The organism is Plesiomonas sp., assembly GCF_051650925.1.
Taxonomy (GTDB): Bacteria; Pseudomonadota; Gammaproteobacteria; order Enterobacterales; family CAMTGL01; genus Plesiomonas.
Map to the genome: position 1 here is coordinate 1 of NZ_JBOFRH010000151.1, position 21550 is coordinate 21550.

A 21550-nucleotide genomic window follows, 5' to 3' on the forward strand; every position below is an offset into this window, starting at 1 on the left:
ATTGATGGTACTGACCGCCAGCCTAAAACGCGCCAAAGTTCCGCTGTATCTGAATGCGCAGGGTTCGGGCCAGAACATGATTAACTATCTGTTGTGGGGTGTGGTACTGGCAACCCCACCACTGGCAATTTTGTTCACCTGTTTAGGCTATCTCTCAACTTCACGCGCGCTGCTGGCTCGGGTGGAAGTCTCTTTAGTTGTCTGGCTGTTTCTACTGCTGATCTACTACCTCACCCGCCGCTGGATGCTGATCCAACGTCGCCGCATCGCCTTCGATCGCGCCAAGCATCGCCGCTCTGAGATCCTCGCCCAGCGGGCACGTAACGATGATGACAGTAACAGCAGCAACGATACGGCACTCGATATGATCGAAGAGCCGGTGATTGATCTGGATGTGATCAGCGCCAAATCATTGCAACTGATTCGCTCAATCATCTCATTGGCGGCACTGGGTTCACTGGTATTGATCTGGTCAGAGCTGCATTCGGCATTTGCATTTTTAGATAATGTGAATTTGTGGAATGTGATGGATATCAGCAATGGGGTTGAGAGTATCCAACCTATCACCCTCGGTTCACTGCTGTTTGCCGGTCTTTCGCTGATGATCACCGCCAAGATTATCCGCAATTTACCAGCACTGATGGAGCTGGCTCTGCTGCAACATTTAGACCTGACTCCGGGCACCGGTTATGCCATCACCACACTCACCAAATACTCGATTATTATTCTGGGGATCATGATCACCGCCTCGATGATCGGGGTGGATTGGGGGAAGTTACAGTGGTTAGTGGCAGCATTGGGTGTCGGGCTGGGGTTTGGTCTGCAAGAGATCTTTGCCAACTTTATCTCCGGCCTGATCATCTTGTTTGAAAAACCGATCCGAATTGGCGATACCGTTACGATCCGCGATCTGACCGGTACGATCACCAAAATCAACACCCGCGCTACCACCATTGTGGATTGGGATCGCAAAGAGATCATTGTGCCGAACAAGGCGTTTATTACCGAGCAGTTCATCAACTGGTCACTGTCAGACCCGATCACCCGTATTGTACTGCGCATTCCTGCACCGTCTGACGCAGACAGTGAGCTTGTCAGCCGTCTGATCGAACAGGCCGCGCGGCATACCACCAATGCGCTGGAAACACCGGCCCCTGAGGTCTATTTAGTAGACCTGCAACAGGGTATTCCGCTGTATGAAATTCGCCTGTACGCCGCGGAAATGGGGCATCGGATGCCTATTCGCAATGAGCTACACAAAAATGTGCTGGCTCTGTTCCGCGCTCATCAGCTTGAACTGCCATATCCACCAAGCCAAATCCGGGTTGAGACGATGAAAGCGGCACAAGTGTTCAAAACAGGTGGGCTGTAATGGTGAGAAATGGCATATCCCGCCAAAGCATTTAATGTTGAGAAGAGTTTGATGCCGAAGGATGCGTGAAAACATAAGAACAGACAAATGCGAATGATAACTTATTGCATTTGCATGAGGTCTGTTTTATGGTGATAACCATACTCTATAGGGTAAACGTCTGTAAGGTAAACCTGTAGGGTAAAAGCACAATCATCAGCATAACCTCTGAACCGGTTTCAGCAAAACGGCCACCTTGTAGGGTGGCCGTAATCGGCAGGTATAACCCGATGGCTCAAAATGATGAAATAATCACGTGAGCACACGGGTCATTCAAGTGATGATAAATAGCGATAAACCTTACTGCTGCTAACATGGTATGCAGCACATTGGCCTTTAAGCAATATCAATCGGGAAGGCGATAACCTCGCTGATATGCTCTGCACCCACAGCGATCATCAGTAAACGCTCCACACCCAACGCCACACCAGAGCAATCGGGAATACCCGCTTCTACGGCTGCCATCAGGCGCTCATCAATTGGGTAAGTTGCCAGCCCGCGTGATGCGCGTTTTAAGTTCTCTTGCTCTAAGCGCTTACGCAGTTCATCAATATCGGCCAGTTCATGAAAGCCGTCAGCCAGCTCTAATCCCTTAAAATAGAGTTGAAAACGTTCCGCAACGCGATGATCTTCAGAGCTAATTTGTGCCAGCTCTGCTTGATTCGCTGGGAAGTGATACACAAATGCCGGTTTTTCAGCGCCCAGATTTGGCACTACCGCATGCTGAAACAGCACATGCAACAGACAATCACGATCTTCACAATTAATTTCAGCCACCAGCCCTTGCTGTTGCACCTGCTCTAACAACACCGCTTTATCGGCTGACAAGGGGTCTATATTCAAGTGGCGCAAAAAGGCCTGCTGATAAGTTAGGCTCTCTGCCGCTTCACAATCCAACACCTGCTGTACCAGATCATCCACTTCATTGATCAGGCGATACATATCAAAACAGGGGCGATACCACTCTAGAATCGTAAATTCAGGATTATGCTGACGATCGGCATCCTTGTTACGGAAAGATTTGGCCAACTGAAAGATCGGCCCACTGCCTGCCGCCAGCAAGCGCTTCATATGGTACTCAGGGTTAGTGGTCAGATAGAGCTTCTGACTCTCACAGGTATCGCAGCCCTGATAATCCAGCTGAAAGGGGAATTGATAGACATCCGCTAGCGTGGTTTGGCTCATCGAAGGCGTGTCGACTTCCAGCACACCACGATCAGCAAAAAAACGACGAACATCTGCCAGCATCGCAGCGCGTTTGAGTAAGTTACTCATGGGTGCTGTGGGTTGCCAGCTTACCGATTCGCTCATGATTTCCTCTGATTTACCGATTCAATTGGTGCCGCAGTCTACGCGTGCTCGCCCCGACACACAAATCTGACAGATCATTTCCTTTTATGGAATGATGCGAAAATGTAAAAAACTGCGTTAAAGAATATAAAAAGTGAAATATTCCACCATCAATGTAAAAGCAATGGGGTTATTTCTGCTTTTATGACTTTGTGCGATTTTTTGCGCTTGATCACGAATTCAGATCTTACTACCTCTTAACGGTGAGGAAAGTCTCAAAAGAGGTGACTACATCAAGTTTTGTTACAGATCACGGTTCTACAATAGCACCGCTGAAACCAAGGATTTTCCCCCTTAGTTCTTTTTATTAATCCCGATGACTATTTTGTCAACATTTCGGAGGAATGCTGTGCAGACCTTTACCGCAGACATCGCCATCATTGGTGCGGGTGGCGCGGGCTTGCGTGCCGCTATTGCCGCAGCTGAAGCGAACCCAAATCTTAAGATCGCGTTAGTATCCAAGGTATACCCTATGCGCAGTCACACTGTTGCGGCCGAAGGTGGCTCCGCAGCAGTAGCACTGGATCATGACAGCTACGATAACCACTTCAACGATACTGTATCGGGTGGTGACTGGCTGTGTGAACAAGACGTAGTTGAATACTTCGTTAAGAACTCCCCTAACGAGATGACCCAACTGGAACAGTGGGGTTGTCCGTGGAGCCGTCGTCCGGACGGTTCAGTCAACGTGCGCCGTTTTGGTGGCATGAAGATCGAGCGTACTTGGTTTGCCGCGGATAAATCCGGCTTCCACATGCTGCATACGCTGTTCCAAACCTCAATCAAATATCCGCAAATCCAGCGTTTTGACGAGCACTTCGTTCTCGACCTGCTGGTCGACAACGGCGAAGCCCGTGGTCTGGTTGCAATGAATATGATGGAAGGCACACTGGTTCAGATCCGCGCCAACAGCGTGATCCTCGCTACCGGTGGTGCAGGCCGTGTTTACCGTTACAACACCAATGGTGGCATCGTGACCGGTGATGGTATGGCAATGGCCTACCGTCATGGCGTACCACTGCGTGACATGGAGTTCGTCCAGTATCACCCAACGGGTCTGCCTGGCTCAGGTATCCTGATGACCGAAGGCTGCCGTGGTGAAGGCGGTATTCTGGTGAACAAAGATGGCTACCGCTATCTGCAAGACTACGGTATGGGCCCAGAAACACCGGTTGGCCAGCCGAAGAACAAATACATGGAGCTGGGCCCGCGTGACAAGGTTTCACAGGCATTCTGGCACGAGTGGCGCGCAGGCCGCACTATCTCTACCCCACTGGGCGATGCAGTACATCTTGACCTGCGTCATCTGGGCGAGAAGTACCTGAACGAGCGTCTGCCGTTTATCTGTGAGCTGTCCAAGGCTTACGTGGGTGTTGACCCAGTGAAAGAGCCGATTCCGGTTCGTCCAGCAGTGCACTACACCATGGGCGGTATTGAAACCGACAACCAGTGTGAAACCCGTATCAAGGGTCTGTTCGCGGTGGGTGAGTGTTCATCTGTGGGTCTGCACGGTGCGAACCGTCTGGGTTCTAACTCACTGGCTGAAATCGTGGTATTTGGCCGTTTGGCCGGTGAAAACGCCGTTGCGCGTGCCGCCGAAATGGGCGAAGCCAACGATGCAGCACTGAATGCACAAGTGAAAGACATTGAAAACCGTCTGCACACTGTTCTGAACCAAGAAGGCAATGAGTCTTGGTCGAAGATCCGTGACGAGATGGGTCAATCAATGGAAGAAGGCTGCGGTATCTACCGTACCGAAGATCTGATGCAAGCCACAGTTGATAAGCTGGCCGAACTCAAAGAGCGTATTAAGAAAGTCTCCATCAAAGACCGTTCAAGCGTGTTTAACACCGATCTGCTGTACGCGATTGAAGTGGGTTACAGCCTTGAAGTGGCCGATGCCATGGCAAACTCTGCGCTGGCGCGTAAAGAGTCTCGTGGTGCACACCAGCGTCTGGATGAAGGCTACACCGAGCGTGATGATGTGAACTTCTTGAAGCACACATTGGCATTCCGCAGTGAAGATGGCGGCGCGCCGCGCTTGGAATACAGCGATGTCTGCATCACAACCTCTCAGCCTGCCAAACGTGTATATGGCGCTGAAGCTGAAGACCAAGAAAAGCTGAAGAAGGAGCAGGCATAATGGCAAGCCGTACTCTAAAGATGGATGTAATGCGCTACAATCCTGAGCAGGATAACGAGCCATACTTCCAGACTTTTGATGTGCCTTACGACAACGCAACCTCGTTGCTTGATGCGTTAGGCTACATCAAAGACAACTTAGACAGCGACCTGTCTTACCGCTGGTCTTGCCGAATGGCGATTTGCGGCTCATGCGGCATGATGGTTAACAATGTGCCAAAGCTGGCCTGTAAGACCTTCTTGCGTGACTACACCGAAGAGGGCATGCGTATTGAAGCGCTGGCCAACTTCCCAGTAGAGCGTGATTTAGTGGTCGATATGACTCACTTTATCGAAAGCCTTGAGTCTATCAAACCGTATGTGATCGGTAACGATCGCAAGGTTTCAGAAGGCCCGAACATCCAGACTCCGGCACAGATGGAGAAATACAGTCAATTCTCTATGTGCATCAACTGTGGCCTGTGCTACGCAGCCTGCCCGCAGTTTGGTCTAAACCCTGAGTTTGTAGGTCCAGGCGTACTGGCACTGGCACAGCGTTACAACACCGATAGCCGTGACCACGGTCAGGCCGAGCGTATGCCGGTACTGAACGGTAAAAACGGCGTGTGGAGCTGTACGTTTGTTGGATACTGTTCTGAAGTCTGTCCGAAGCACGTTGATCCGGCCGCTGCTATCCAGCAGGGCAAGGTAGAAAGTGCGAAAGACTTCATGATCGCCATGCTGAAGCCACAGTGAGGAATAAAATGAGCACTATGTCGAAGCGTAAACCTTATGTTCGTGGGATGAAAGCGAACTGGTGGCAGAAACTGGGCTTTTACAAGTTCTACATGATCCGTGAAGGCAGCGCTATCCCTACCGTCTGGTTTGGTCTGGTACTGTTATACGGCATGTTCGCCCTGCGTAGCGGTGCAGAAAGCTGGGGAACGTTTGTTGGTTTCCTACAAAACCCTATCGTACTGTTGCTGAACTTGATTGCTCTGGCCATGACCTTGCTGCACACCGCAACGTGGTTCAATCTGGCGCCAAAAGCACAGATAATCATCATTAACGGTGAAAAGCTGGCCGAGTCAAAGATTGTTAAAGCACTGTGGGCAGTGATGGTAGCATTCACTGTATTTGCCTTAGCTATCGTACTGATTTAAGGAAGGAATACGATGAAATCATCCATCCCTCAGCGTTCTGACGAACCGATCTTCTGGGGTCTGTTTGGTGCAGGCGGTATGTGGAGTGCTATTGTTTCTCCGGTCATTATTCTGCTGGTTGGCGTTCTGCTGCCACTGGGTATTTTACCGGCAGATGCCATGAGCTATGAGCGCGTACTGAGCTTTGCACAAAGCATCATTGGTCGCCTGTTCATGCTAGGTATGCTGATCCTGCCTATCTGGTGTGGCATGCACCGTATTCACCACGCGATGCACGATCTGAAAGTGCATGTGCCTGCTGGAAAGCTGGTGTTCTACGGCCTGTCTGCAATCTTCAGCCTGCTGGCACTGATTGTGGTTTTCACGCTGTAATCCGGTATACCGCTCACTTAAAGTGAAACACTCTTTTGAGTGATATAAAGCCCTGAGAACCCCTCAGGGCTTTTTTATCCCTTAAAAATCAGCGCTATTCATAAAATATAATGCCGCAGTCGGCAGAAATAGACGTAGACTTACCGTTATCTGTCATATTTTCAGCATTACAAGGATGATCTCATGCGAATGACACTGCTACTGGCGGCATTCACCACACTGCTGCTCGGCGGCTGCACGCAAGCGCCCAAGGGCGTCACGCCGATAACCGATTTCCAAACCCAACAATATCTTGGCACTTGGTATGAAATAGCACGGCTAGACCACAGTTTTGAGCGCGGCTTAAGCCACGTAACCGCCAACTATTCACCGCGGGATGACGGGGGAATTAAGGTGATTAACCGCGGCTATGATGCGCAAAAACAGCGCTGGAAAGAGGCTGAAGGCAAGGCATATTTGCTGGATAAAGCCAATGTTGGCTCGTTGAAAGTCTCATTTTTTGGCCCGTTTTATGGTGGATACCATATTATGGCACTGGATAAAGAGTACCAATATGCCCTGATCAGTGGCCCGGATCTCGACTATTTGTGGATCTTATCCCGCACCCCCACACTGAGCCAACCCACGCTCAATATGCTGATAAAAACCGCGCAGCAAGCCGGATTTAATACGCAAAAGCTGATCTTCCCTATTCAGCAAAATCGCCCGCAAGAGACCCCCAGCGCATAACAGTATCACCAGATACTCGTACTATATGCACTATCGACACAGGGCAGAAAATACTCTGCCCTGTCAGTTTACAGAGGGTCTTGGTGACAGACGGTACTGACGCCAAAACACAGTGCGGTGCTGCAATAGCGTGGCCAGTTAGCTCGAAAGCTTCAAGCCAAGAATCCCCAGCATAATCAGCACTAAACTGGCTATCCGCAACGCAGATGCCGACTCCCCAAGCAGTACAATCCCGACAATGGCCGTACCTACCGCGCCAATACCGGTCCAGATAGCATAAGCACTACCAACCGGCAGATGCCGCATCGCCAGTGCCAGCAACACCATACTACCGGTAATAGTCACCGCAAAAATCACATTCGGTAACGGCTTGGAAAACCCCTCACTGGCTTTCAAGGCCAACGCCCAACACACTTCCAGTAACCCTGCAATAATCAGGTATACCCACGCCATAATCATAACCTTTAATGGCTGATGGGGTCGTCCCCGTAAATACAATACGTCAGTCAGGTCGTCCTGATAGCGTCAGATGAAAAGAGCCTGAATCACTGTATACAAGCACACCTTACCAATCAACCTTGATAGTCACGTGGGTAAGCCGGTATCCCCCGCAATGAGTGACAATATGCTACCTTAAGACATTATTTGTAACTAAAACCATGTGGCAGGGGATCTGTATGGCGAACTCGCACGACCAAGAGGGGCTGATCGTGACGCCCCCGCTATTGCAACAGGCGGTGGCCGAAGGGTTACTCACCGAACCCGAGCGCGCCGCGCTATGGCACTACCTTCAGCAGCATGCTGCCTCGGCCAGCCGATTCACCTTCTCACACGTACTGTATGTGCTTGGCGGGCTGCTGGCGATTGGTGCAATGACACTTTTTATGCGCCTAAGCTGGAGCTACTACGGCCCGCTGACCTTCAGCAGCTTATCGGCACTGTATGTTGTCATTGCCGCCCTGATGACGGAATACCTGCACCGCCGCCAGCTCACCACACCGGCAGCACTGTGTGCGGTACTGGTGATGGTGACAGTTCCGATAGTCCTGTACGGTATTCAAGTTCATCTCGGCTGGTGGGATACAAAAACACCGCTACACCACCTGTTCATTGGCCTCATTGATCAGCGCTGGTTAAGTCTAGAAGTGAGTGTGGTGCTCAGTGGCGCTCTGCTGCTGTGGCGCTATCGGTATTCGGTACTGATGCTACCGCTTAGTCTTGCCGTGTGGGGGATGCTGCTCGATGGCAGCTTGAACCTGCTTGATGGTTGGCAAACCCCAGACCATCTTCACTATAAAGTCTCACTGCTGATCGGGTTGGGAATGCTGTTGCTGGCGTTCTGGCTCGATTTTCGTTACCGCCGTAACCCTGACTATGCCGGATGGTGGTACGTTACCGGTATGGCCGTCAGTTGGATCAGCCTAACGCTGCTCGACAGCAACAGTGAGCTGGGGCGCTTTCTCTATTTTCTGCTGAATTTAGCCGTGATGTTTAGTGGCCCGTGGTTTAACCGCCGTATTTTTACGCTGTTTGGCATGCTCGGTGTCACCGCCTATATTGGTTATCTGGCGTGGTCACTGTTTGCCGGCAGTATGGCATTCCCTTTTATTTTATGTGGGATTGGTCTGTTGGTGATTATGTTGGGGGTCAAGTGGCAGCGGCATGAAACTGATATTGCCCGCTGGTTACAACAGCATTTACCGGCACACTGGCGACCATAAGCGCAGACATTCACATTCGCGGTATATGTATCCAGACACCGTATTACTGAGATCGACCGAACAACGGTCGATCTCAGTGAAAAACTCACCGAATCACAATCAGCCAAACAAACACAAATAAGCAGAGTCTTGCTCAACCACCAGATCAAACGCGCTGTTTCCTGCTACGGCAAATTGCTCACCCGCCGCAAAAGTGGCCCACTCAGTTTCACCGTCTAAACGCACGGTCAGTGCCCCACGAACTACCTGCATAATCTCAGGGGCTCCGGTCGTAAAGCGGTACTCACCAGGGCGCATCACACCTACCGTGGCGGTTGACTCCCCATCGGCAAAACCAATCGATTTTACATTACCGGAAAAATACTCATTTACCTTCAGCATCAACGCTCTCCTTGTTGTTACTCTGCTTGTTTGCCACAGTTGCAGACCTGCTCTGCGGCCATTCCTGCCAATATGCGTTGGCGCATATCCGGTTAAATGAGCATACCATGTGTCACAATTGAGTGGCCAGAATGAAACTTTTCCGCCACCTTAATCAACTGCGCGTTGAATAGATCCGCCCAACTTTTGCACATCACGGCCAAAGCCTTTGGTTGTTTCACAACCGCTGGTCAATAGCACCGCCAGCAAGGGTAACAATACCCATAAGCCACGTAATTTCATCTGATTCCTCTCTTACCACTTGGCGGAATTTCACTTTTATTATCGTACAGCCTACTGTTTTTTGTGATTATCTGCCTGAAAAACAACGGGCAATATCGTCAGTATTGTGGATGATCTTGCCGCGATTTTCTGGATAAATCCAGCCGATACCGATCAGCGTACGATCTAAAAATTGTGATCAATTTAACACCTGAGCCGATTTTTAACGCCACTGATTTGCAATCACCCTACAGCTGTGACACTTTATATCGATATCTTAAATTACTGGATATGTATCGCAAAAAATGGCCGTCAATCTGCCATTCATGCACTAATCTAAAACAGGTGCTTACGCATCTGATGGCGTATTAATGTCATGTATTCACTCACACATGGCAAGCCAGCCCCGTATGTTCACGATGAACTACCGCGAAAGACAAGGATGCTTTATATGCTCGATAACCCCGATATGATCCTACGCCGGATCCAACACCATCTTTGGCAAACGCTCAATCAAGCCACCACGGTTGATGATTTTACCCTACGCAAACCACGCCATCAGCGCGAAAAACTGCGCCCGCGTTTTAGCCTGCCGCAAGGGTTTAACAGCCGCAGCCAGCATTTTCGCCCGTATGTTGAAGAGCTATTGTACGAAGTTGACTCTCTGCACATGCAGTCAGACAGCCCGCTGATTGATGTCAAAATCTCAGCGTTAGCACATAAAGTTGAGCTGATCCGAAAAGAGATCCGCAGCCAGCTCCGCGCGGCAATGGCCAGCACGACACCCGCGGTAGAGATCAGCCATTAATCGTATGTAGCCTCACGATAATCGGTGGTAAGCCGGATCCTCGCGCATGATCTCTTTAGCTCTTTGGAGATATCCCACGGATCACCGGCAATAAAAAAACCCCGCATTGCGGGGTTTTTTGCTGTTTCGATATTGGCTACACGGGAATAACCGATATTGGTATTATCCAGCACAAAAACAGTCGTGTAATCTGTTACCGCGCTGCGCCCTGTGGCTCAAAAGCTCAGATTCAGCGTGGTAAACAAAAAATTACATCATACCGCCCATTCCACCCATACCGCCCATGCCACCCATACCGGCGCCCATGTCAGCTTTGTCATCTTTTGCCAGATCAGTCACCATGCACTCGGTAGTGATCATCAGACCTGCCACAGAGGCAGCGTACTGCAGCGCAGAACGGGTTACTTTAGTTGGGTCAAGGATACCCATCTCCAGCATATCGCCATACTCTTCAGTAGAGGCGTTATAACCGTAGTTGCCTTCGCCGTTCTTCACGTTGTTCGCAATAACAGAACCTTCTTCACCAGCGTTAATCACGATCTGGCGCAAAGGCGCTTCCATCGCACGCAGAGCAACGCGGATACCCACGTTCTGGTCTTCGTTCTGGCCACGCAATGCGGTAATTTTGCTGGCAACACGTACCAGAGCAACACCACCACCGGCAACAACGCCCTCTTCAACTGCAGCGCGTGTTGCATGCAGAGCATCTTCAACACGGGCTTTTTTCTCTTTCATTTCAACTTCAGTTGCTGCACCAACTTTAATCACAGCAACACCGCCAGCAAGTTTTGCTACGCGCTCTTGCAGTTTTTCACGATCATAGTCAGAAGTTGCATCTTCAATCTGCTGACGAATCTGTGCAACACGGCCCTGAATAGCAGCTTCATCACCCACACCATCAATAATGGTTGTATTGTCTTTGGTGATAACAACACGCTTAGCTTGGCCTAAGTCTTCTAGCGTCGCTTTTTCCAGCTCCATACCAATCTCTTCAGAGATCACAGTACCGTGAGTCAGGGTTGCGATATCCTGCAGCATCGCTTTACGGCGATCACCAAAACCAGGAGCTTTGACTGCTGCAACTTTCACGATGCCACGCATGGTGTTAACCACCAGTGTTGCCAGTGCTTCGCCTTCAACATCTTCAGCAATGATCATCAGTGGCTTGCCAGATTTAGCAACCGCTTCCAGAACTGGCAGCAGCTCACGGATGTTAGAGATTTTCTTATCAACCAACAAAATGAACGGGCTATCTAGCTCAACTGAACCTGTTTCTGGCTTGTTGATAAAGTACGGAGACAGGTAGCCACGATCAAACTGCATACCTTCAACCACATCCAGCTCATCTTGCAGGCCAGTGCCGTCTTCTACTGTGATCACGCCTTCTTTACCTACGCGCTCCATCGCTTCTGCGATCAGCGTACCCACTGTTTCATCAGAGTTGGCAGAAATGGTACCAACCTGTGCAATAGCTTTGGTATCGGCGCAAGGTACAGACAGCTTTTTCAGCTCTTCTACCGCTGCAATCACAGCCTTATCAATACCGCGCTTCAGATCCATCGGGTTCATGCCCGCAGCAACAGCTTTCAGACCTTCGTTAACGATAGATTGTGCCAGTACGGTTGCGGTGGTTGTGCCGTCGCCTGCTGCGTCATTCGCTTTAGAGGCCACTTCTTTCACCATTTGCGCACCCATGTTCTCGAACTTGTCTTCCAGTTCGATTTCACGTGCCACAGAAACACCATCTTTAGTAATGGTCGGTGCGCCGAATGATTTATCCAGTACTACGTTACGGCCTTTTGGACCCAGTGTAACTTTTACTGCATCAGCCAGAACGTTAACACCGCGCAGCATTTTTACGCGCGCATCATTACCAAATTTAACTTCTTTTGCTGCCATGACTCATTATTCCTTTAGATTTTAAAAATAGGGTGAAATTCTACGCAGAGCCGTAAACGGCAATTACGCTTCAACAATCGCCAGAATGTCACTTTCGGACATGATCAGCACTTCTTCGCCGTCAATTTTCTCGCTCTTCACGCCGTAACCATCGTTGAAAATAACGATATCACCTACTTTTACATCCAGCGGTTTCACTTCGCCGTTCTCAAGAATTCGGCCATGACCTACCGCTAAGATTTCACCACGGGTAGATTTACCTGCCGCAGATCCGGTCAATACAATGCCACCTGCAGACTTGGACTCAACTTCTTTACGTTTAATGATTACACGGTCATGCAATGGACGAATTTTCATCGAGCTACTCTCCAAATAACAAGCTTTAAGCAGGTATTCCGTACCTGCTCTAGGTTGGTCAATTAGTTAAAGGTGGTGACAGCTTAACGCTGTCACACTGTGTAGTAAGAGATGGGGGTCAGATGGTCAGCTTCAAGGGGAAAGATAAACTTTTTTTTGCTTCACAGGTGATGATGGCTGAAAAAATGACCGCCATCACATATTTTATGCTTATTGTTTGTAATAGGCTTGGATATCCGCAGAAACGGCGTTAAAACAGCCAACCATTCAGCGCTGCATCCTCACCAGAATAATGGTTATTTATTCTGTGGTGATCGCGGATTGCCGCGGTCAGCGTCAGATGAATCCGTCGGGCCGTTATCCGAGCCTTTTACCTGATCATCTGCCGCACGATGCTCAATCTCAATGATCTGTGATGATGCGGTTTTTACCGGCTTATCCGCCGATTCAAACTCCCCTTCAAAGGTTCGGTGATCATTGCGCTGACCACCAAAACCAAACGGGCTAAAACCTTGGCTACTGTTTGCTGCGGCAGAAAATACCTGTATACGGGATAACAGCAACAAACCAATCCCCTTCTGCACCCAAGGCAGCAGCAAAATCAGCGCAACAAAATCGGTTAAAAAACCCGGGATAATCAATAAAATACCGGCAATAACCAGCAGGCAACCCTGCAATAACTCTTGAGCCGGCATTTCGCCCTGAGCAAGTTTACGCTGCACATGGCGCAATGTTTGCACACCTTTGCTACGGATCAGTGAAACACCGAGTACCGAAGCCAGCAGTGCCAGCGCTAATGTTGTCCAACCGCCAATTTGATCAGCCACTTGTATAAATAACGTGATCTCAATAAACGGTAAAAACAGAAATAGGAACAAGAAGAAAAGACGCACAATGGTGCTCCTTTAGAGTAAATGTCATCAATAAAGGTGGGGGCAGAGAGCACTAATTTCAAGATAGCGGATTTTTACCCCCCATTACACGTGAGTCAGATCACATTTATTAACTCTAATTAGGTAACATGCAACAAATAGTGATCTAGGTAAATTTTTTCCCTGCGTATAACAATAAGATCGTCGGCACTTTCAGGGAAGAACAGTAATTTTCTCTGCCGTTTTAGATAAAAACGACATACTATATTTTAACAATCTCATTACCCATACATTCAAGGCTTACCTATTATGGCTAACAATATTCGTATCGAAGAAGACCTGCTGGGTACCCGCGAAGTTTCTGCTGATGCTTACTACGGCATCCATACTCTGCGCGCTATCGAAAACTTCAACATCTCTAACACCACCATCTCTGATGTTCCAGAGTTTGTACGCGGTATGGTGATGGTGAAAAAAGCGACTGCACTGGCAAACCAAGAGCTGGGCGCAATTCCTGCTGATGTCGGTGATATGATTGTTAAAGCATGTGATCTGATCCTGACTACCGGTAAGTGCATGGATCAGTTCCCAACTGACGTGTACCAAGGCGGTGCGGGTACTTCTGTCAACATGAACACCAACGAAGTGGTTGCAAACGTTGCACTTGAGCTGATGGGTCTGGAAAAAGGCCGTTATGATGTGATCAACCCTTGTGATCATGTGAATGCCAGCCAGTCAACCAACGATGCATACCCAACCGGTTTCCGCATTGCTGTCTACAACAGTGTTATGCAACTGATTGAAAAAATCGAGTACCTGAAGGCAGGTTTCGATAACAAAGCGACTGAATTTGCTAAAGTGCTGAAAATGGGCCGTACTCAGCTGCAAGATGCTGTGCCGATGACCCTTGGCCAAGAGTTCCGTGCCTTCTCTGTTCTGATGCAAGAAGAAGTGCGTAACCTAAAGCGTACCGCTGAACTGCTGCTGGAAGTTAACCTAGGCGCTACCGCAATCGGTACAGGCGTAAACACGCCAGAAGGTTACTCTGCCACTATCATTGGTCACCTAACTGCAGTAACCGGTTTGCCATGTCTGATCTCTGAAGATCTGATTGAAGCAACCTCTGACTGTGGTGCTTACGTGATGATGCACGGCGCGCTCAAGCGTACTGCAGTGAAGATGTCTAAGATCTGTAATGACTTGCGTCTGCTCTCTTCTGGCCCGCGTGCAGCACTTAAAGAGATCAATCTGCCAGAGCTACAAGCAGGCTCTTCTATCATGCCAGCAAAAGTAAACCCAGTAATCCCAGAAGTGGTGAACCAAGTTTGCTTTAAAGTGATTGGTAACGACACGACCGTAACTTTCGCCGCCGAAGCCGGTCAGCTACAGTTGAACGTGATGGAGCCGGTAATTGGCCAAGCGATGTTTGAGTCAATCTCTATTCTGGCGAACGCGTGTGTGAACCTGCGTGATTTCTGTGTGGATGGCATCACTGCCAACCCTGAGCAGTGTGCAGCTTACGTATTCAACTCTATCGGTATCGTCACGTATCTGAACCCGTTCATTGGCCACCACAACGGTGACATCGTCGGTAAGATCTGTGCTGAAACCGGTAAAGGTGTGCGCGAAGTGGTACTTGAGCGCGGTCTACTGACTGAAGCTCAGCTTGATGACATTTTGTCTGTCGAGAACCTGATGAACCCGCAGTACAAAGCGAAACGATTCACGGAAGAAAACGCGTAATCAACTCGAACAATGATGACTAAAGCCGGCTTTTGCCGGCTTTTTCTAGTTCAGTTGGTGTCGTGTTGACATGGAAGGATTTTTTGTTAACGACACCCCTTGGAGAAAAATAACATGATGTGGATGGAACTTGCCGTTGTCCTTATCGGCATATTTATTGGTGCACGAATTGGTGGTATTGGGATCGGTTTTGCCGGTGGTTTAGGTGTTATCGCGCTGGCGTTGATGGGTGTCAAACCCGGCAACATCCCGTGGGATGTTATCCTGATTATTATGGCCGTTATTTCGGCTATCGCAGCAATGCAAGTCGCTGGCGGTATGGATTACCTGGTCAGTGAAGCAGAAAAAATTCTTCGCAAACACCCAAAGCAAATTACGTTTCTCGCACCACTCGTCACCTATTTTATGACGCTGTTGGCAGGTACTGGCCATACTGCGTTTTCTACCCTGCCGGTTATCGCTGAAGTCGCGAAAGAGCAAGGTATTCGTCCGTCTCGTCCACTCTCTATCGCAGTGGTCTCATCACAAATTGCGATTACCGCCTCCCCCGTTTCTGCTGCTGTGGTCTTTTTCTCCGGCATCATGGAGCCACTAGGTGTTAGCTATCTGCAAATTCTGGGTATTTGTATCTCGACCACACTGCTGGCGGTGATCTTAACCTCATTTGTAACGAACTTCCTCGGCTGTGAACTGAAAGATGATCCGGTTTATCAAGAGCGTTTAGCAAAAGGCCAGATTAAACTGCGTGGCTCACAAGCCATCACACTGCTGCCAGGTGCTAAACTTTCTGTTGGTCTGTTCCTGCTGGCGATCATTGCGGTTATGGCTTATGCCACTGCTATTTCACCGACCGTGGGTCTGATTGAAAATCCGGTCATGCCGCGTAACGATGCGATCATTGCCTTTATGCTGACCGCCGCAACCGCCATTACCGTACTGTGTAAAATTGACTCCAGCAAAATTGTTAACGCAGCAACATTCAAATCTGGCATGTCAGCTTGTATCTGCGTAATGGGTGTGGCGTGGCTCGGTGATACGTTTGTCTCTGCGCACATTGAAGGCATCAAAGAGACCGCAAGCGCGATTCTGGCGCAGTATCCGTGGATGCTGGCTGTTGTGCTGTTCTTTTCTGCTATGCTGTTGTACTCACAAGCGGCCACAGCCAAAGCACTGATCCCTGCTGCACTGATGTTAGGTGTTAGCCCAGTAACAGCAATTGCCTCTTTTGCTGCAGTATCAGCACTGTTTGTTCTGCCAACCTACCCAACCCTGCTCGCCGCAGTTGAGATGGATGACACCGGTTCTACCCGTATCGGTAAAGCCGTATTCAACCATCCTTTCATCATTCCAGGCGTGCTGTGTATCAGCCTATCAGTGATGTTTGGTTTTATTATTGGCGGAATGGTTCTGTAACATCAGAATTTGTCATGTAAATAAAAATATACTGTTATATTTTATTAAGCACTCGCAAGGGTGCTTTTTTATTGCTCAATGTAATTAACTAAGGATATTTAGATACTTATTTTTTGTGATTTCTTGCTCTCTATTCAACTCTCTTTATATCTATCTGTTTACATAACAGATAGCTCTTGAATTTTTTCACATAATACCTGGTGGTTTTTAACCATTTTTTTGATTTTTAATGATAAATCATAGCAGATATTTTTTTCCAGAAAAAAAACGCTCTCTTTTTCATATTGCTGTTTATACCCTCTGATTTCATTTTGTAAGTTTTCCATATTACTATGTAGAATGCCAATCGCTAATCCTAACTTATCAACCAGAGATGAATAAATATCCATTTTAGGGTATTGACTACTACTACAATGTTCAAACAGTATTGGATAAACAGTGTCCTTTAGCCAGCCAACCTGCCCACAGAGTTCATCACCTAATGCTGACAGTGTTTTTATATTTAACCCGCCATCATTGGTATAATCATGGCATTTAACTTTACGATCAGAGAAGTAGTCACAAGCACCATATGCATTTATTATCAAACGGTTTACTCGGTTACTAATAAATATAGGCATAATACTATTTAAATGTACAACATCATAACAAACAGGTTCACTAGAAGATAAAAAAGTAGAGTTGAATTTAATTAAACTATCTTTCGTCCTTTCAATAAATGCACTAGCATTCATCCTATCATTTAAAAAAACAACCAAAGACATATCACTGCAACAATACACTAACTGCTGCTGTTGAATAAACTCATCTTTAATAATATCAAACACCTCTTTTTGTATCTGTTTGACTTTTCCGTATATACGCTCACCATTAACCAATAATTCCGCACGGTAAACTTCAGGTATTACTTGATGTTTAATGAAGGAGTAGTCACTATGACTATTAAACTTTAATCGGTAATCTACTTTACTTTTATCTTGGTCATCAAATTCAAGTAGAAAACCACAGATTTCATTTAATAGTTCTATATTAGGTTGAGAAAAACAGTAATCAACGGTAGCCTTGCCATGTTGCTTACTAGACTGCATTGAGCAATCTACCATATCTTCGTTTTTTTTATTATATACTTCATCTAACATCAAATGTTTAATACAATACTTAAGATCTTTTGTATGTTCACGTAACAAAATCGTCATTAACTTGCCATTATTATTAAATATCCTCCCAATCGTTTCATAGGTTACTGAGTCTTCACTTACCGTCATTATAAACAACGAATTATCTTGATAACGAAAATCAACATCTACCGAATCATCAGTTCGCTTAGTATAAACAAGATTATAATTATTTATGTGCTCATGCTTTGTCAACTGCATTAGCGTTAGATAATTATCCAGTTTTTCCAACTTCGTAATATCACTGTCATCATCTGCATAAATATTTATCTTTTGATAGATACTTTCAAGCTCACTGCGTGTGGTTTTATGTTTTAGTAGCTGGCTGAAAAACGAAAAAAACCATTCAGCCCATGACATTTCGGATAAAGGCCGCCCTCCATTTAATATTCTACTTACCTGAACTGACGGTAATTTAACGCCTGATTGCGTCACTATATCTGTCATTGCATTACCAATAATAAATTCATGTTAAAAGATAACAACTAACGCTTCATTAATCTCATCACCCACACTTCAGCAATATAGGATAGACTCTAAAAAGATGTTATTAGTAAGAGTACTTAGTTTTTAACTATGCCTGATAGATAACCGCAGCCTATTATTTACTATCAGGTTAACTACGCTTTTTCTCAAGACCTATTGGTTCTTTAATACAGGTAGCAGAAGTCAAGGCTGTCAGTGTTATCCTACCGTTTCCCTCAATCACCACCTGCAGTACAATCAGCCCTCAGCCTAGAAACACAGGGTCGTGCACATCGCAAAGGCACATACCCCGTATCGCAATTTGCTTAACGTAATGATACTCATAACTAAAACACCGCGCTTATTCGCCATTTTGAAGGGAAGTAAAGCATGACAACCACGGCCAAAATAGTGCTCTGCACTGTTCCCAATAATCTGGACTCTGATAATCAAGAGCAACAGACTGCGCGTCGTATCGCACAAACACTGGTCAGCGAACGTTGGGCGGCCTGTGTTAATCTTCTGCCAGCCATGCAATCAGTGTATCGCTGGCAAGAAAATATCGAAGAGAGCAGCGAAGTTCAGCTGCTGATAAAAACCGATCAACACCATCTCGATGGCCTGATGCAACGCCTTCGTGAACTGCACCCCTACCAAACACCAGAAATACTGGTTATCGATATCGCGCACGGTGACAAGGAGTACCTGACATGGCTCAGCGCCTGTTTACATTGATTTTACTGCTGTCACTTTGCAGCACCGCCAATGCAATCAATCTGTTTGCACCAAAAAGTCAGGGGTTTGTACCGGTAGACAGCGCCTTCCCGTTTGATTTTAGCCAGAAAGGGGATCAACTCTCGCTCAACTGGCAGGTTAAAGAGGGCTACTATCTCTACCGTCATCAATTTAAAGTCACCGCGCACAATGCAACCTTAGGCGAATTTACCCTGCCAGCAGGTAAAGCACACCGCGATGAATTTTTTGGTGAAGTGCAGATATTCACCCAACCGCTGCAATTAACCCTACCCATTTTGCAGGCAGACAGTAACGCCACACTTGATGTCAGCTACCAAGGGTGTGCCAGTGCCGGATTTTGCTATCCACCAGAAACACGCAGTATCCCACTACAACTTGTACAGGCTGCATCAGCAGAAATACCACCACAAGCCCCCCGTACTGCTGCGCCAGTCTCTGATGTTGATACATCAACCGCCTTTGCAACTCCCGATCAAACCACAGTATCAACCTCTGTTGAACAACCCGAACAAGAGCGTTTAGCCGACCAACTGGCAACAAACCGCTGGACACCGCTGCTATTTTTTATCCTCGGTATCGGTATGGCCTTTACGCCCTGCGTACTGCCAATGTTCCCCCTGCTCTCAAGCGTGGTACTTGGCGGAGGCCAGCGGCATTCGCACCGTCGGGCCTTTATTCTCGCCATGGCATACGTACAGGGCATGGCCCTGACCTACACCCTGCTCGGGCTGGTGGTTGCCGCAGCCGGATTACAATTTCAGGCCGCGCTGCAACACCCGTACGTACTGATTGGCTTATCCATATTGTTTGGCCTACTAGCACTTTCAATGTTTGGCCTGTTTAGTCTGCAACTGCCAAGCAGCCTACAAACCCGCCTCACACTACTCAGCGGTCAGCAACAAGGTGGCAATATTCCGGGTGTATTTCTGATGGGTGCGATTGCCGGGCTCATCTGCTCCCCCTGCACCACCGCACCACTGTCTGGCGCGCTACTGTATGTCGCCAACAGCGGCGATCTGCTGACCGGTGCCGTCACCCTCTACCTGCTAGCATTCGGTATGGGCCTACCGCTGATCGGCATCGCCTTGTTCGGCAACCGCCTGCTACCGAAAAATGGCGCGTGGATGACCCATGTCAAAACCGGATTTGGCTTCCTACTGCTCGCCATGCCGATTGTCCTGCTCTCACGCTTACTGCCTGAACTCTGGGTTGCCCGCCTGTGGAGCATACTGGCTGTCAGCGGTGGCGGCTGGCTGCTATTTATCATCCCTGCCCAGCGCACCGTACAAATATTACTCAAAGCGGCCGTGCTGTTGGCCGTCATTATCGGCGCAAAACCGTTACAAGAGTGGGTTTATGCCCCGCTGCAAACGACAGCATCACTGGCATCAGAGACCTCTTCGGTACAAGCCATACCGCCAACCAAACCCTTTATTTTGGTGGATAGCCTACCGGCACTCCAACAGGCCCTGGCCGAGGCCAAAGGTAAACCGGTCATGCTCGATTTTTACGCCGATTGGTGCGTTGCCTGTAAAGAGTTCAGCAAATACACCTTCAGTGATAGGCAAGTACAACAACAGTTTAAGGATATGGTGCTGTTAAAAGCCGATGTCACCGCCAACAATCAGGCTGATAAAGAGTTGCTGGAAAGCCTGCGAGTCATGGGGCTGCCCACACTGCTGTTTTTTGATCGCAACGGAAATGAAATTCCACAAAGTCGCGTCACCGGCTTCATGCCCGCCGCGCCATTTTTATCGCATCTGCAAAACATCACCTCACAGTAACTTTTTTGTCGCGTGCCGCACATTTAGGCACGCGACAATTTGCACTGCAGCATGCGCATTTGCTAACGTAAAAAAAACGTTAATAGAATGATGTTATGGATAACGACTGCACGCTAATAATTGCCGACGACCACCCACTTTTTCGCGCAGCCCTGCTGCAAGCGCTGACCCGTGGCGTGCCACAAGCCGTACTGCACGAAGCCGACTCCTTGGCCGCACTGCTCGATTTACTCGAACACAACCCAGATCCTGATCTACTGCTGCTCGATCTCAAAATGCCTGGCAGCAACGGTTTTCACGGCCTGCAAACCCTGCGTCAACGTTACCCATTACTGCCGATTGTCGTCATCTCCGCCAGTGATGACCCCTGTATCATTCAGCAAATTCGCCACTACGGTGCGCTCGGGTTTATCCCCAAATCAGCACAACTGCCAGTCTTAGTGCATGATATTGAACGCGCATTGGCCGGAGACAGCATCTTTCCGCCAGATCTGGCTACCGATAACAGCACATGGCAACAACACGAACTGCACGCCAATGATCTGCAAACTCGGCTCGGTAGCCTCACCGCCCAACAGCACCGTGTACTGGATATGCTTAATGAGGGCTTACTGAATAAGCAAATTGCCTATGACCTCAATGTCTCCGAAGCCACCATAAAAGCGCACATGACGGCAATATTTCGTAAACTAGGTGTAAAAAACCGCACCCAAGCGGTGATCTTGCTGCAACAAATCGAGCTGAATTCACAAACAGGGTTATAATGGCC

At 48.2% G+C, this 21550-nt stretch carries 21 protein-coding genes; 13 read left to right on the forward strand and 8 right to left on the reverse strand.

Translation table 11 applies throughout. From position 1 onward, the window contains the following. Positions 1-1372 (forward strand): mechanosensitive ion channel domain-containing protein (locus ACRC27_RS03375; protein ID WP_438639191.1); only part of this gene is annotated, 1372 nt, incomplete at its 5' end. A 375-nt stretch (positions 1373-1747) separates the two neighbouring features. On the opposite strand, the gene epmA is transcribed toward ACRC27_RS03375, so the two are convergent. Further along, positions 1748-2722: an elongation factor P--(R)-beta-lysine ligase gene (gene epmA, locus ACRC27_RS03380; protein WP_438622165.1), complete on the reverse strand. Its 975-nt coding sequence runs from the start codon at positions 2720-2722 to the stop codon at positions 1748-1750. Between the two features lie 388 nt (positions 2723-3110). Here epmA and frdA point away from each other — a divergent pair, with 388 nt between their 5' ends. The 5 genes from frdA (at position 3111) to ACRC27_RS03405 (ending at position 7146) form a co-directional block, all read left to right on the forward strand. After that, a complete protein-coding gene (frdA, locus tag ACRC27_RS03385) occupies positions 3111-4904 on the forward strand; it encodes a fumarate reductase (quinol) flavoprotein subunit (RefSeq protein ID WP_438622166.1) in 1794 nt (597 codons plus the stop codon). Next, entirely contained in the window at positions 4904-5638 is a 735-nt protein-coding gene (locus ACRC27_RS03390; protein ID WP_438622167.1) for a succinate dehydrogenase/fumarate reductase iron-sulfur subunit, read from the forward strand. The genes frdA and ACRC27_RS03390 overlap by 1 nt, the downstream gene beginning before the upstream one ends. An 8-nt stretch (positions 5639-5646) precedes the next feature. After that, positions 5647-6045 (forward strand): fumarate reductase subunit FrdC, encoded by a 399-nt coding sequence (frdC, locus tag ACRC27_RS03395; RefSeq protein WP_438622168.1) that lies wholly within the window; start codon positions 5647-5649, stop codon positions 6043-6045. 12 nt (positions 6046-6057) lie between these two features. After that, positions 6058-6417 (forward strand): fumarate reductase subunit FrdD, encoded by a 360-nt coding sequence (gene frdD, locus ACRC27_RS03400; RefSeq protein WP_438622169.1) that lies wholly within the window; start codon positions 6058-6060, stop codon positions 6415-6417. A 183-nt stretch (positions 6418-6600) separates the two neighbouring features. Continuing rightward, positions 6601-7146: a lipocalin family protein gene (locus ACRC27_RS03405; protein WP_438639192.1), complete on the forward strand. Its 546-nt coding sequence runs from the start codon at positions 6601-6603 to the stop codon at positions 7144-7146. Positions 7147-7284: 138 nt separating this feature from the next. On the opposite strand, the gene sugE is transcribed toward ACRC27_RS03405, so the two are convergent. Then, positions 7285-7599 carry a quaternary ammonium compound efflux SMR transporter SugE gene (gene sugE, locus ACRC27_RS03410; RefSeq protein WP_438639193.1) on the reverse strand — a complete coding sequence of 105 codons (315 nt, stop codon included), beginning with the start codon at positions 7597-7599 and terminating at the stop codon, positions 7285-7287. A 224-nt stretch (positions 7600-7823) separates the two neighbouring features. Between sugE and ACRC27_RS03415 the strand changes: the two genes are divergently transcribed. Further along, complete coding sequence (locus ACRC27_RS03415) at positions 7824-8867, forward strand: hypothetical protein (RefSeq protein ID WP_438629964.1); 1044 nt, start codon at positions 7824-7826, stop codon at positions 8865-8867. A 99-nt stretch (positions 8868-8966) separates the two neighbouring features. Here ACRC27_RS03415 and ACRC27_RS03420 read toward each other — a convergent pair whose 3' ends face one another. Together ACRC27_RS03420 and ACRC27_RS03425 are read right to left on the reverse strand one after the other, a co-directional pair. Next, complete coding sequence (locus ACRC27_RS03420; RefSeq protein WP_438629966.1) at positions 8967-9248, reverse strand: pyrimidine/purine nucleoside phosphorylase; 282 nt, start codon at positions 9246-9248, stop codon at positions 8967-8969. Between the two features lie 150 nt (positions 9249-9398). Next, positions 9399-9530, reverse strand: coding sequence for an entericidin A/B family lipoprotein (locus ACRC27_RS03425; RefSeq protein WP_438622174.1), 132 nt, complete (start codon positions 9528-9530; stop codon positions 9399-9401). A gap of 430 nt (positions 9531-9960) precedes the next feature. Between ACRC27_RS03425 and ACRC27_RS03430 the strand changes: the two genes are divergently transcribed. Further along, positions 9961-10317: a hypothetical protein gene (locus tag ACRC27_RS03430; RefSeq protein WP_438622175.1), complete on the forward strand. Its 357-nt coding sequence runs from the start codon at positions 9961-9963 to the stop codon at positions 10315-10317. Positions 10318-10566: 249 nt separating this feature from the next. Here ACRC27_RS03430 and groL read toward each other — a convergent pair whose 3' ends face one another. The 3 genes from groL to ACRC27_RS03445 all read right to left on the reverse strand — a co-directional run bounded on the left by groL (position 10567) and on the right by ACRC27_RS03445 (position 13466). Next, a complete protein-coding gene (groL, locus tag ACRC27_RS03435) occupies positions 10567-12216 on the reverse strand; it encodes a chaperonin GroEL (protein WP_438622177.1) in 1650 nt (549 codons plus the stop codon). Positions 12217-12279: 63 nt separating this feature from the next. Further along, a complete protein-coding gene (locus tag ACRC27_RS03440) occupies positions 12280-12573 on the reverse strand; it encodes a co-chaperone GroES (RefSeq protein WP_438622178.1) in 294 nt (97 codons plus the stop codon). 296 nt (positions 12574-12869) lie between these two features. After that, entirely contained in the window at positions 12870-13466 is a 597-nt protein-coding gene (locus ACRC27_RS03445) for an FxsA family protein (protein WP_438639194.1), read from the reverse strand. Between the two features lie 288 nt (positions 13467-13754). On the opposite strand from ACRC27_RS03445, the gene aspA reads away from it, so the two are divergent. Then, positions 13755-15188: an aspartate ammonia-lyase gene (gene aspA, locus ACRC27_RS03450; RefSeq protein WP_438622180.1), complete on the forward strand. Its 1434-nt coding sequence runs from the start codon at positions 13755-13757 to the stop codon at positions 15186-15188. Between the two features lie 114 nt (positions 15189-15302). Then, positions 15303-16601: an anaerobic C4-dicarboxylate transporter gene (locus ACRC27_RS03455; protein ID WP_438622181.1), complete on the forward strand. Its 1299-nt coding sequence runs from the start codon at positions 15303-15305 to the stop codon at positions 16599-16601. Positions 16602-16759: 158 nt separating this feature from the next. Here ACRC27_RS03455 and ACRC27_RS03460 read toward each other — a convergent pair whose 3' ends face one another. Then, a complete protein-coding gene (locus ACRC27_RS03460; protein WP_438639195.1) occupies positions 16760-18223 on the reverse strand; it encodes a hypothetical protein in 1464 nt (487 codons plus the stop codon). A 408-nt stretch (positions 18224-18631) separates the two neighbouring features. Between ACRC27_RS03460 and cutA the strand changes: the two genes are divergently transcribed. The 3 genes from cutA to ACRC27_RS03475 all read left to right on the forward strand — a co-directional run bounded on the left by cutA (position 18632) and on the right by ACRC27_RS03475 (position 21545). Continuing rightward, complete coding sequence (gene cutA, locus ACRC27_RS03465) at positions 18632-18976, forward strand: divalent-cation tolerance protein CutA (protein ID WP_438629376.1); 345 nt, start codon at positions 18632-18634, stop codon at positions 18974-18976. Further along, positions 18952-20781, forward strand: coding sequence for a protein-disulfide reductase DsbD (locus tag ACRC27_RS03470; RefSeq protein ID WP_438629374.1), 1830 nt, complete (start codon positions 18952-18954; stop codon positions 20779-20781). Before cutA ends, ACRC27_RS03470 begins: the two co-directional genes overlap by 25 nt. A gap of 95 nt (positions 20782-20876) precedes the next feature. Next, positions 20877-21545 carry a response regulator transcription factor gene (locus tag ACRC27_RS03475; RefSeq protein WP_438622185.1) on the forward strand — a complete coding sequence of 223 codons (669 nt, stop codon included), beginning with the start codon at positions 20877-20879 and terminating at the stop codon, positions 21543-21545. The last annotated feature ends 5 nt before the right edge of the window (positions 21546-21550 follow it).